This window comes from Bacteriovorax sp. HI3 (assembly GCF_059738875.1).
The window spans coordinates 406179-418497 of the sequence record NZ_AP026946.1; the positions used below are offsets into that span (position 1 = coordinate 406179).

The following is a 12319-nucleotide window of genomic DNA, read 5'->3' on the forward strand; positions in this document are numbered from 1 at the left end:
TTCACGAAGGTTAAAGAGAGTTCTTTGATCAATTAAAAATTCTGAGTTTCTCTTCAATAAAATCCATGATCTCAGAAACCCCTTTGACTGGAATCTGTTTCTGAGCAAGAAGGGCATTTCGAATAGATGCATTCGCATGAACACTTTCAATTAATGATTTAAATGAAAAACTTTTTTGTGCTGAGACTTGAGCCCCATACGAGAGTTTTTCAACTTGAGCAGCATTGATAAAGTGATCGTTGGCAATGGGGATGATGATTTGAGGGACTTTAAAGTAGAGGCCTTCATTAATACTGTTCATTCCTCCGTGGTTGATAAAGACATCAGCGATCTTTAATAGCGATTGTTGAGGTATAAATTCTTCAACAATAATATGTGCGGGAAATTTAGGATAGTGATCTTTTATAAATTTAGAGTTTTGAGAGCTGCCGACAGCTAAGATCAATTTAGTGTCAGTATTATTTTTATACTCTTCAATTAGTTGAATGAAGTGGCTAAGAAGTTCTGGTCTCTCATTCAGAACAATAGTCCCAAACGACATAACAATCATTTTTTGGTTTTTTGCAGCCAGGTATTTTGGTGCTAACTTTTCTAGTGGAAGTATTTGGGGCCCGGTGAAGAAGAAATTTTTGCCTGAATAGTTCAGTGGAGTGTTGAAGCTTTTTGTGGTGAAGACAATGTTATGGTCACCATAAGCTCCCAAGGCGTGCTCAAGCAAAATATTCAATTGAAAGTTAGATTTAAAAAAAGCAATGGCGTCTTCATTGGGTTGATCTATCTCTATATGATTTTGCGAAAAGGCCTTTTGAATTTCTTCAGGTGTAAAAGCAAGAGTCGTCACTGTGCAGAAGGCAGGGATATTATAGATTCGTCCTAAGATGTAACCCCAAGGTGCCATGGAATCATAAAGAATAAAGTCGGGACGAATTTTCTCGATTTCATCTTGAAGGAAGGGCAGTAGTCCTCTGGCCGCAGGAAGACTCTGAAGCACAAAGTTTTTATTAGGATTGTAATCGCTGGCGGAGTAGTCATCTCTGCCATAGTTTTTAAACTTTGCTCCGGTGCTTTCGACAAGCTTCTGGCGTGCAGGTGAAGTGTGGTAAATGATCTCCACGCCTCGGCGGCAGAGCTCGGAGACAAGCGGAAGGGTTGGTCTGATGTGTCCAATCCCAAAAATGTTATAATAAATGGCCTTCATCCCCTTTATGTATGCCAAAGGGGAGATTTGAACAATTGATATCGAATTATGATTATTATAGGCTAAAACCTATATCTACGCAGGGATAAAAGACTTCTTGAGCTCCTCAAAGATCATTTTCCCTTCATTTGATTTGAGAATCTCTGGGTAACAAACCAACGCTAGCTTGTCTTTATAAGTCGGAGTGTTGGGAACTCTCTTTAAATCACATCTTTGGGCGAGAACGACTTGCGAAGGGATAATTCCAATACCAGCCCCTGAGTCAACCAGGTTAGCTAAAAGTTCAAGATTTGAGACTTCAATTCTTTCTGTGGGAGCATTTTTCCATTTAGAGATGATGGCCTGAGATTGGATTAAGTCAGGGTTGTAGATGAGTCTTTTGCGGTAGAGCTTTTTAGATTCAAAAACGGCCACCTCATCTTCGCCGATTAATTTCGTAATTAATCCAGGAATAGGGAGTGGGTTCATAACCAAACCGAAATCAACTTCTCCAGAGGCCACTTTTTTATTAATTTCCATTGAGGATTCGTTGATAATTTGCAGGTCAACGTTAGAGGCAAACTGATTCATTGATTTTAAAAATCTTCCCAATAAAAACATTCCAACTGAAGGGTGGCAGCCAATCTTAAAGGCCAGATTGACCGGGTTCCCCTTAATCTTAAAAAGTGTCTTTAGGGCATTTTTGGCCTCAGGTAAGATCATTCTCCCTTGAGGAGTTAGCTTAATTCCTTGTCTCCCCCTGATAAAAAGAGGAATTCCCAATTCACCCTCAAGCTTTTTAATCGCTAGAGAAAGAGAAGGTTGTGCCATTTCGAGCTTTTCAGAGGCTTCTGAAAGAGTTTTGGAATTAGCGACAGTGACAAAATTTTCTAAATCTTTGAATGTTACCGACATATTTGTAAATACCTATATTAAACATTGATTCCATCTAATTTTTAAATGATCAGCTTTTGTTTATCAATAGTAAAAATTAATTTCGATGGAGGAATCGATGGAAGCAGCAAAAAATGAAGCACTTATAGATAATAAAGAAGCTTTAGCCGTGATTTATAAAGCCATTTTAGAGTTATCTAATCAAGACGATTTAAGTGACATTCAATATGCTGACGTTCCTATTCTTAAGAAGGCAACGGAGCAGTTCCTTGAAAATGTGCCTTTGACTTTCTTGTTGCCGGCCTTTCCTGCAAAAAGCCCAAGTATCGCAAAGACTTCGGGCATTCATCCTGACTTGGGTGAAGTTTTGGCACTCAAAAGCCTGGATGAAATGTGTAAAAAAATATCAAGCGTCTACGCTCCAGGTGCTCAAGTGGTGATCTGTTCAGATGGAAGAGTTTTTAGTGATGTTGTGTCTGTTCCCGACGCTCATATTGATGAGTATGGAGAGTGGATTGAGAATATTATTAAAGAGTTTAAGCTTTCTCATCTTTCGACATTTTCGATGGACGACTTATACCCGGATACAAAAGGAGACCTTCTGCGCGAAAGACTCGTTTGGCGATATGCCAAGTCTACAGATGAAATTAGGTTTCTGGTTATTAATGATGACAATTACAGAGCGCTCTTTAATGGGGTTCATAAATTTATGATGGAAGACCACGGAGGGCTTGCTGAAAATAAAACATTATCGAAGAACCAATTAAGCAAAAAAACAAAACTCTTAACATATGAACTAATCAGGAGATCTGATGCCTGGTCTGAGCTTTTAACAGATCAGTTTGGGGATGTTCTGCGCTTGTCGATTCACGCTTACCCAATCAATCACTCAAAATTTGGAGTGAAGCTCTTATCGTCATCAGATAAATGGGCGACTCCCTGGCATAACGTGACAGTGAAAGTAGATGGGGCTTTTCAACTGATGCATAAATCAAAGGCACTAGAGCTTGGAGCTACAGAAAAAAAGTTTGGGGGTAAGTATGTCTACTTCGAAGTTTAATACTCTTACGGTTTTAAATGCTGGAGAAAAGAGTGATGAAGAGCTTCTTCATTACGCTTCTTCTTTAAGCGATAAAAAAGGGGATCTAAAGAACAAGATTCTTCATTGGGAGTTTGGTCCCATCATGAATATGAAGTTTGATGAGAATGCCTCGAATTACCTATTTTCTGCAGAAGAAGTTCCTCTCCATTGGGATGGGGCTTTTTATAAAGAGCCTTCGCATTTACTTTTTTATTGCGTGGAAAGCCTTGGGGCCGGTGGAGAAACCATCTTTGTGAACACTGAAGCCCTTTGGAATGATTTAACGACTGAAGAAAAAGTAGAATGCGAGAGCATTACTTTAAAGTACTTCACGGAAAAAAAGGCCCATTATGGGGGAGAGATTAGTGTTCCTCTAGTGCAAAAGCATCCCTTGAGTGGCAGGACGATATTACGCCTGGCCGAAAGAGTCGAGACCTCGCTTAATCCGGTAGGGCTTCATATTGAAAGTAGCCGCGGGATTGATACGACGGCTTTTTATAAAAAGATGTGCGAGAAACTCTACGATCCTAAGTATCTCTACGAACACTCATGGCAAAAAGGTGATTTAGTGGTTTGTGACAACTTCACCTTTTTACATGGGCGAAGAGCATTGAAGAGTAATTTAAAACGCAGCTTTAAAAGAATTCAAATTTTGTAGGAGACTATATGCAAACGGCGAGCGGACAATCATTTTTAGACTTTAAGAAAGAATCTAACTTAAAAACTTTCCCGCAAGATTTTTCTAACTATATAACATCATTTGGTGACACGTATTTCTGGTCGAAAGGGAATTTTCATGTTGTCACTCGTGCCGCTGACGCGAGAATGGTTTTAACATCACCGGAATTTAGCGCAGACAGAGGCGGTTTTTTCATTTCGCGTATGCCGGAAATGGACCTTTCCCTTATCCAGGACTTTTTTGGAATTGTTCAAAAGATGATGGTTATGAGTGATGACAAAGACCATTCTGCAAGAAGGAAAATTGCGGCAAGAGGTTTTGAAGATCATATCATTGACCGTTTTGCCAAAACGGTTGAAGAAACCGTTAAGCGAATTGTAAAAAATGTAAAAAATAAAGAATCCTTTGAATTTGTTGAGGCTTTAAGTAAAGAACTTCCATCGACAGTTTTGGCAGATTTATTTGGGCTCCCAGAGAAGGACAGGGCCGAGTTTTTCAATTCGGCCAATATCATGACTGGATTCTTTGGGGGAGCAACGAGCTACTTTAATGAAGATGGAATTCGAGTTAACAATGCAGCTAAATCGCTAAAAGAGTATTTTCAAAAGCTGATTGTAGAAAGAAGAGGGAATAATGGGCAAGATTATGTTTCCATCTTACTTAAAGCTCAGCCTATGACAGGAATGAGTGATGATGAATTGATTTCTCAACTCATTATGATGTTTGTTGCTGGGCAGGTAACAACAACGGATCAAATTAACAATATTATGTTTCTCTTGGCCGCAAATCCTAAAATACAAGAAGAGCTTAAAGCCGACCCTACTTTGATTAATAATGCTTTAGAAGAATTAAAGCGAGTTGATCCTGCAGTGACTTTTATTTTTAGGGTAGCACGCGCGCATACAAAAATAGGGGAGCAGCCTATTAATCCAGGAGATGTCATTTTTATCTCTAATCATGCGGTCAATAGGGATTTGCCAACTGAAGCCAGGGCCCATGAAATTGATATCAGAAGAGAAGTCAGTCACTTTGCTTATGGACACGGGCCTCACTATTGTTTAGGAGCAAAGCTTGGAAGATTAGAAATCCGTCTGCTTTTTGAAGAGATTTTAAGAGAGCTTCCTTTGCTGGTGCTGGATGAATCTAAAGAAAGTAGCAGAGATCATTACTCTCTTTCTTTTTCTGGGTTTCACGCGCTGTTTTTGAAGCCAGTCATTCAATAGAGAACTCGATGAATAAAACAATTAAGCTCCTTATTTTTGACTTAGATGGAACCTTGGTGGATTCACATCAGGATATCTTAAATGCGGTTAATCGAACGCTGGAGCATTTTAATGCTCCAGCGGTTTCAGCGAATGAAGCCAAGAGTTTTATAGGGAGTGGGATTTTTAATTTTATTATTCAAAGATTATTAGAGAAGGGAATAAGGGATTTTGAGAGAGCAGCTGAGGTTTACAGAAAGAATTATGCTGAATGTATGTTAGAAAATACATCTGTTTATGAAAGTGTTTTTGAAATGCTCCAGAGTTTTTCTGATTATAAAAAAGTTGTTTTGACGAATAAATCAAATGAATTTGTTGGAGTGATCCTAGAAGAGCTTGAACTTAGCAATTATTTTTTGAATTTTTATGGCAAAGAGACGTTTGAAAAACATAAACCTGATCCTCTTCCTATTTTTAAAATCTCTGATGAGTTTAATGTCTCGATAGAAAATATTTTAATAATCGGTGACACTGAAGCCGATATATTGGCCGGGAAAAATGCCAGTGTGCGAACTGTTGGAGTGAGCTACGGCTATGGAGATCCATCCAGGCTAAAAGAGATGCAGGCAGACTATATCATTGATCACCCAAATGAACTGGCGACCATTCTTCATTAACGTTTTGTTAGAAGGTGTTGTAGGGTCACAAGGCGTGCTTTAGGGAATTTGTAACGGAAAAGAAATGAGTCAATCAAGATATGTAGGACATTGAGTGTCCCATAAAAAGCATAGGCCAGGTTTCTGACTTTAAAGCCTCCGATATACTGTTCAGTGAGTCCTTTTTCTAAGATTCCAAAATTGGCAAGATAAACCGTCATTCCATCTCTGCGGAAAGATAACACCACTGCATACGTAGCAATTAAGACAATCGCAGAGAGAATACCAAAAAAAGTGATCATGTCTTTTCTGGATTTTCCAATTTTAGCGTAAATGAAATAGTACTCTAGACCATGCACTAATCTTTGTGTTGCTTGGGCCACCATCGAAATAGGATAGAATACCCAGACAATCATTCTAAGAGCAAAGACGCCTTTTGATGATTTTAAGAGGCTGCTGCTTTTTATGGCCACGTAGATATAAGTTAGGGCCGAAAGAGCTGCGAGAGTAAGACCTAAGATCTCAAGTGGTCTGGAAAAACCATATTGAGAAACATTAATAGGATTTCTGCGGAAGGTTCCAAAAAAGCCTGCGATGACCACACCTGTTACTAGTCCAGTGGCGCATAAGCGTTCCCATTTTTCCCATTTTTTTAACTTGTCAGAAGTTTCTCCAAATTTATTATAAAGAAGAGAGATCCCCTTACTTTGATGGATCATATGAAAGACAGAGATGAAGTAGATGTCTATCAAAATGAACGAAAGAAAAACCCATTTCATAAAAGGAAACTGGGATTCCATTTTTTCCATACTAAAAACAAACATCAAAAAAAGAATCAATCCCAGAAGAATGAAAGCAGCAAAGAATTTAGGCACGCTTCCAAAATGTTCTTTGGCCCATTCTCCACACTCGGGACTTTGGCCTACGATGTAGATGGTGATTAAGTGGTGAATGGCACCGAAGTGACTAATGGCTACAAAAAAGGCAATTGAAAAGGCCCAGCCAAGTTGGAATTCAGCGAAAATAAAAGGAAGAGAGATCAATGGAAAGAGCAGATTGATCCATTCACTTTTTTCCGGCAAATAGGAATTTGACACTATTTTCATTGCGCGAGAATCCATGAGTTATGTCGGTACATACTATAACTTAAATTTTGCGTGCAAAAGTCTTTTACGTCGATCAGTTTTTTAAACTCAGAGTCCGAACTTCTTCTAGAAAAGAAGATTAAATCCAGGTTCTGCACTTCATTTCTTCTGCAGAAGGCCTGAGCGCGGTTAAAATGAACCAGAGGGTCACAGTGAATGCGCGTTCTAAGTCTGAGTGTCCCGTCGAGCTTATTTTTTCTAAAACTCTCGTTCCAGTCATTGTTTATGTTGAGCCTTTTAACTGAGGAGTCTTTCATCTGGATAGTGAACTCACCATCGCACACACTTTTGGCATCGAACATATTAAGTGCAAAATAGCGTCCTTCTCCGGTAAGAGTAATGTCCCCAGGAAAAATGTAAGGAGTCAGTTGCACCAGACAAAATAGAGTTAAGTAAGTTGCGCCTTGCCAGCTTCCGCCAATGGGAAGAAGTGGGGCAGAGGCGGTCGGAGCTAAAAAAAGGCGATCGAGGACAAAAATGGTGAGTAATGAGTACATGACCATAGGATAAAAGAATCCAACGATAGGCCAAGAGAGCAGATGGAAAATTAAGAACTGAATAAAGGTAAAGTAAAAGATTCCTTTTTTCTTTGAAAGAAGAAAAAAAGCAAGAACTAGTTCGAGTACAACAACATAAGCAAAAGAAATTTTATGCAGGCTTTCAGGAAGCCATAACTTCTCTAATCTATAAATGCCGGCACCACTTAACCATTCTTCATTGAGTTTGATTGTTCCGGCCCACACATAGAAAAGAACGATGACTTGTGGAATAACTTTTCGTTTACTATAGATAAATAAATAGGCCAAGGTTACAGCTAGGGCCATGTAGTGCTGATTCATTCTCAATTGATAGTCTTGAGCAAAAAGAATAAATTTAAAGACCGAAAGAGTGACAAGTCCAGTATAGGCCCATTTCGTGTAGCGTGTAGGTAAGACAAAAAGAAAAGAGACGGCCAACCCAAGTAACAAATAAAGGGAAAGAACGAGGTCTACTTGCCCAGCGCTCAAAAATCTATAGTTGAAACAATTCTCAAAAAATGGCCAGCACACGGGAGTGGCCTGACTGGAAATAATTTGAGGAACCTTTAAATCAAGGCTCCAGAAGAGATAAGTCCAGACGTGAGTGAGAGAAAGGAAGACCCCAAACCAACTCAAGGCCTTATCATTTTCAATTTCATTAATGTTCTTTTTAAAGAAGTTTTTCATCGATATTGATTGATAAGGTTTTGTGTTAAAACGTTAGCTTGGTTAGGACTATAAATATAGATGTTATGAGTAATCATTTTATGATTTTCATCATAAATTGTAAGGTCATACTTCAATGAGTGAGGAACTCCTTTGTAATTAAAGTTGAGCTCCAGTATTTTGATTTTAGAAGTAAACTCTCGAGGGTTCACATCTCCCTGATACCAGCGGGAATGTTTAAAAGTTTTTTCTTCACCTTCTTTCCACCAACCCAAAGGAAATTTTACTTCATCAAAAGCGTAATAATTTCCTTCGCGCGTATCAAAGACTCGTCCAAGACCTTGAGAGTCATCAGTCAGAGTAAAGAGCTGAGTTTTAGCTTCAATCTTTGGAGTCTTTGGTGAAATTCTCTTATAAACAAGAAGTGAGCGTTTAACTTTTGGATGATACCATTGTTGTGCACCTAAGATTTCTTTGCTGTAAGTGTGCCCTCGGCTGTTAGTATGATTAAAACTCTTATCATTGCTATTTTCCATTGAAAGAGTTTCACTTCCATCCCAATCGTTTCCATCCCAAAGTTGCACAGGAATGAATCGCGAATTGCCTTTGATTGATTTTTCCCAAGCACGTAAGTTTAATCCAAGAGAAGGAGAATCCCATAATTTAACTTTAGCTCCACTTAAGTAGCGTGGGGAATCACAAACCTTCTTAACGGCCGGTGGAAGGTAAATTTCACTAGCTGATTCACCTTGGTAATAAAGAATTGGTTTGAGTGAAAGTCTTAGTCCTTTTTCATTCCATTGCACTTCACCGGTCAGGGTAGAGATGGGAGGAAGTCCAACTAAGCCTTCTTCTTTTAAAAAAGGGTTCTTAAAATCTAAAGCAGCAGCTGCTTCGAACATTGAGTACATGAAAGCAGAGTGAAAATCTGGTTTATAATGAAATTGTTTTTCAAACTTTGTCTCAAAGGCACAATTTGATAGGGCGCCACTGTTTTTATATTCTAGATCTGGATGCCAGAACATGGTCTGCCAGCTGTTTTTATAGAGCCATGGATGATTGGCCACTGATGATTGAGCTTTCCCATAAGTGATAATTTTGGTCATTGCGGAAAAGACTTTATCGTCTTGAAGATATTTAAAAGTAACTGGGATATTGTGTGTGATAAGAAAAACCCAATCTTCTTTTTTTATGTCGGATTTTTTCCATTTTTCGGCCAACTCAGGCGTGCCTTCTTGAGGTGTAGCGATATCTAAACCAATGGCAATAGATCTTGCACTTAAATCCTTTCTGGCAAATTCAGCGACTTCGTCTAAGTAAGGAACATTCGTCAGGCGAATGATATGGGCCTTGCGCGGCTTCTTTCCTTTCGTTAAAAGAAAATCTACAACCCCTGATAAGTAATCTTCCGTTTGAAAAAACACATTAATCGTTGGAAGGGCAAGATTCATTTTAGGAGAAGCGACGACTTGATTAAGAAAAAAAAGATTTTTCTTTTCTTCCGGTTTAAGACTTTTTGTAAGTTCGATCACTTCATCAGCAATTGAAGAGCCAGGAGGTCCAAAAACTAATTTGGGATCCTTTTCTTTAAGAAAGTTCACGGTTTGTTGTGCACTTAGTTTTTCATCTGACTTTGAATCTGCAGCATGCAGTTCTAATTTTTGCTCAGGATGATCGGCCACATACATCTCTGCTGCATTAAAAATCCGTTGTCCTTTATCCTTTGGGCCAGAAAGAGGTGTCGATAAATAAACAGGCAGTAATTTATGAGGAGAAGGAGAACATGAAATCACAGAGCATGAAATGAACAGACAAGTGAATAGGTGATTGTATAGTTTGTATGTACTCATGATCTGAATAATGTTGTTGTCAATTCTCTAAGGGATACATAAACTTATTTTATGTCCCTTCTAAAGCAAAGTCTACATTTGGTGGCAGCGGTCGTTGTTGTTACTATTCAAATTATAGCACAGCCTATTTTTTTTGGAGTTTTTGGAAGCACCACTGCAGTTGAAAGCATGATTTTAATTGCTGTCATGGGTGGTATTTGCCTTGGGCAATCAGGTCTTTTGAATATTGCCTGGACACGCATCCTATTAACGGTGTCGGGTATTATCCTCACACTCCTGGGTTGGTTTTACTCTGAGGCCATTTTACAAGGTTCGCGTTCGCTTATTGGTGAATTACTTGCGGGATTTTTCATTGTTTTAACTGTTGTTTCATCCGGTATCCTTTCTTCGCGTGCGATCTATCTTGACTCTGACATTAAGAAAAATTACTTTTGGCACAACTTAATTTGTGCTTTTGGTATTTTATGTCTTTTTGGAATTCAGGTTAAGTTTGGAAATGCCGCTGTCTGTATTGTGGCAGGAAGCGCTCTTTTATTGATTTCTTTGAGTCACCGTCTATGGAATAAATCTGAATCTCTGCTTGCGATTCATTGGAACTCTCTGACTTTGACTTCTTTGGGACTTGGCTTTTTCTCAGGAGTTTATCTCTCTTGTGTTTTAGAAACGATGGAACTATCTATTTTTCCTTCCGGGTTTGAGTTTCATTTTTATCTTCTTCTGACTTTTTTACATTTGGCCGTTGCCCGTTATTTGCCGGCACGAAAAGTAAAATTCTCTCTCATCCCAATAATGGCCTTCCTGGCCTTGATTTTAATCTTGGTTGGTTTTTTTGGCGGAGTGAAAGATTTCTTCTTTTTTAATCAAGCGCCGCTTATTTTTTCGAGTTACTCAGTTTCTTATCGAATTGCACTAGTGAGCTTTATTCAGGTTTTCACTCTTTTAATTCCGTATGCTTTTTTTGCTTATGTTGTTCCAAGACGACAGCTAGAAACGCCGAATGAAAATCATTTATTCTTCGTTTCTTTAGGGAATTTCCTCGGTTTCCTTATTCCCGGGGTTCTGCTTATCCATCCGCCTCTTGAGATGCTTCTACCACTATTTTTCATCTTATCTTTGGTCTGGTGGAAGACCGTTGATTTTAATAACAAGAAACAAATGGTTGGACTTGCGGTGTGTGCAGTGATCCTTTGTGTATTTCTTTTTCCTAATCCTAGTAGACGAATTCTTGTTCAGTCGCTTAAGTCGCGTATTCTTTTAACTGAATCAGTCTTTGTAGATAAGAGTTTTGGATTAAACGGAGTCCAAGAGATTCATCGCAAAGAAGGAAAAGTTGGTTTTGTTTACAGTTATGGCGATATCCCGGGGATTGGACTTGGGGGGTATGTCGCCCCAATGTATTCTCCAGCTGATTTAGCTAAGTCGCTTGCGACTAAAAGGCTTATGAAAGAAAATAAAGTGAAGCGCGTTTTAATACTTGGATTGGGAAATCATCTTTTACTGAAATATGCTTCAATTCTTCAAGATGAAACAGGTGGGACGATTGAAACGATTGATGTTATCGACAATTTTCCTCCTTATGAGAGAGAAGGATTTAGAAAAGAAATCAGCGATGTGATTGATTTTAACGATAAAAAATTGCCGACATTAAAAGTTCATACCGATGACGTCTTCAAATTTTTGGCCAGAAAAAAATATAACGAAGCTTATGATTTGATTGTGAACAATTTGACCTGGCCTTTGTATATGAGTGCCAGGCTGACTTATACTAAAGAGTTTTTCGATTTAGTTAATGGAGCGCTGACTGATAATGGGATTTTTGTCACTCGGTCATTTACTGATGAACGAATTAATTGCTTAACGAATTTTGCTTTTCCATTTACTGGGAGAATTAGACAGGCAGGCCTGGCCCCGGTCATTGTTGGGTCGAGAACGGCGGTAACTTCTGCTGAGGCTTTCTCTGATCAGGGAAAATGCGATGAAGGTCAAAACCCAAATTTATCAAAGTTATTTTGGGGACAGGGGCTTTATGAGCGCAATATGCAAAAGCGCTCTTCTATCCGAAGCATTGCTGAGTCTCGCGTGTTGTTTTATCCAGCAACTGGAGTGTTAAAAGAGAAAGCAGAAGTCATTGGAAAGGCCAGTTCACTCTTTTCTGAGAAGTACCATAAGGAGATCATTTCTGTTGATTCAAATAGCAGCGATATCTTTGCTCAGTATTTATATAAAGCTTTTTCTCTTAATTCGCGCCATAGACAAAGTTTTTCTATCTGGCCTTATCTCTCAAAGGATATTGAACTCAGTGGGAACCTATCAAAATTAAAACCAACTTGTTCTTTTTATAAAGATTATAAAAAGAAGTTTACAAGTTCCCCGGATGTTTTAGGAGTTAGAGTGTATTCAGAACTTTTAAAGTCATACAACATTTCAGAAGATTGTTTCGAGACTCTCTAA

At 38.7% G+C, this 12319-nt stretch carries 10 protein-coding genes; 5 read left to right on the forward strand and 5 right to left on the reverse strand.

From position 1 onward, the window contains the following. Positions 1-28: 28 nt before the first annotated feature. Complete coding sequence (locus AC6JA8_RS01925; RefSeq protein ID WP_497975524.1) at positions 29-1216, reverse strand: glycosyltransferase; 1188 nt, start codon at positions 1214-1216, stop codon at positions 29-31. A gap of 57 nt (positions 1217-1273) precedes the next feature. After that, positions 1274-2092: a LysR family transcriptional regulator gene (locus tag AC6JA8_RS01930; protein WP_497975525.1), complete on the reverse strand. Its 819-nt coding sequence runs from the start codon at positions 2090-2092 to the stop codon at positions 1274-1276. A 97-nt stretch (positions 2093-2189) separates the two neighbouring features. On the opposite strand from AC6JA8_RS01930, the gene AC6JA8_RS01935 reads away from it, so the two are divergent. From AC6JA8_RS01935 to AC6JA8_RS01950, 4 genes are read left to right on the forward strand one after another with little or no spacing between them, the layout of a single operon-like run. After that, entirely contained in the window at positions 2190-3131 is a 942-nt protein-coding gene (locus AC6JA8_RS01935; RefSeq protein ID WP_497975526.1) for an L-tyrosine/L-tryptophan isonitrile synthase family protein, read from the forward strand. Then, complete coding sequence (locus tag AC6JA8_RS01940) at positions 3112-3810, forward strand: TauD/TfdA dioxygenase family protein (RefSeq protein ID WP_497975527.1); 699 nt, start codon at positions 3112-3114, stop codon at positions 3808-3810. The genes AC6JA8_RS01935 and AC6JA8_RS01940 overlap by 20 nt, the downstream gene beginning before the upstream one ends. 8 nt (positions 3811-3818) lie before the next feature. Continuing rightward, complete coding sequence (locus AC6JA8_RS01945; RefSeq protein WP_497975528.1) at positions 3819-5054, forward strand: cytochrome P450; 1236 nt, start codon at positions 3819-3821, stop codon at positions 5052-5054. Between the two features lie 8 nt (positions 5055-5062). Next, positions 5063-5710 carry an HAD family hydrolase gene (locus AC6JA8_RS01950; RefSeq protein ID WP_497975529.1) on the forward strand — a complete coding sequence of 216 codons (648 nt, stop codon included), beginning with the start codon at positions 5063-5065 and terminating at the stop codon, positions 5708-5710. Here AC6JA8_RS01950 and AC6JA8_RS01955 read toward each other — a convergent pair. From AC6JA8_RS01955 to AC6JA8_RS01965, 3 genes are read right to left on the reverse strand one after another with little or no spacing between them, the layout of a single operon-like run. Next, the gene (locus AC6JA8_RS01955) at positions 5707-6795 is read right to left on the reverse strand and encodes a hypothetical protein (RefSeq protein ID WP_497975530.1); all 1089 of its coding nucleotides are present in this window, start codon (positions 6793-6795) and stop codon (positions 5707-5709) included. The two genes, AC6JA8_RS01950 and AC6JA8_RS01955, sit on opposite strands and share 4 nt — an antisense overlap. Beyond that, positions 6792-8039 (reverse strand): hypothetical protein, encoded by a 1248-nt coding sequence (locus tag AC6JA8_RS01960; RefSeq protein ID WP_497975531.1) that lies wholly within the window; start codon positions 8037-8039, stop codon positions 6792-6794. Before AC6JA8_RS01960 ends, AC6JA8_RS01955 begins: the two co-directional genes overlap by 4 nt. Beyond that, positions 8036-9868 (reverse strand): type 1 periplasmic-binding domain-containing protein, encoded by a 1833-nt coding sequence (locus AC6JA8_RS01965; RefSeq protein WP_497975532.1) that lies wholly within the window; start codon positions 9866-9868, stop codon positions 8036-8038. Before AC6JA8_RS01965 ends, AC6JA8_RS01960 begins: the two co-directional genes overlap by 4 nt. Positions 9869-9919: 51 nt before the next feature. Here AC6JA8_RS01965 and AC6JA8_RS01970 point away from each other — a divergent pair, with 51 nt between their 5' ends. Then, on the forward strand, positions 9920-12319 hold the full coding sequence (locus AC6JA8_RS01970; RefSeq protein WP_497975533.1) for a spermine/spermidine synthase domain-containing protein: 2400 nt from the start codon (positions 9920-9922) through the stop codon (positions 12317-12319).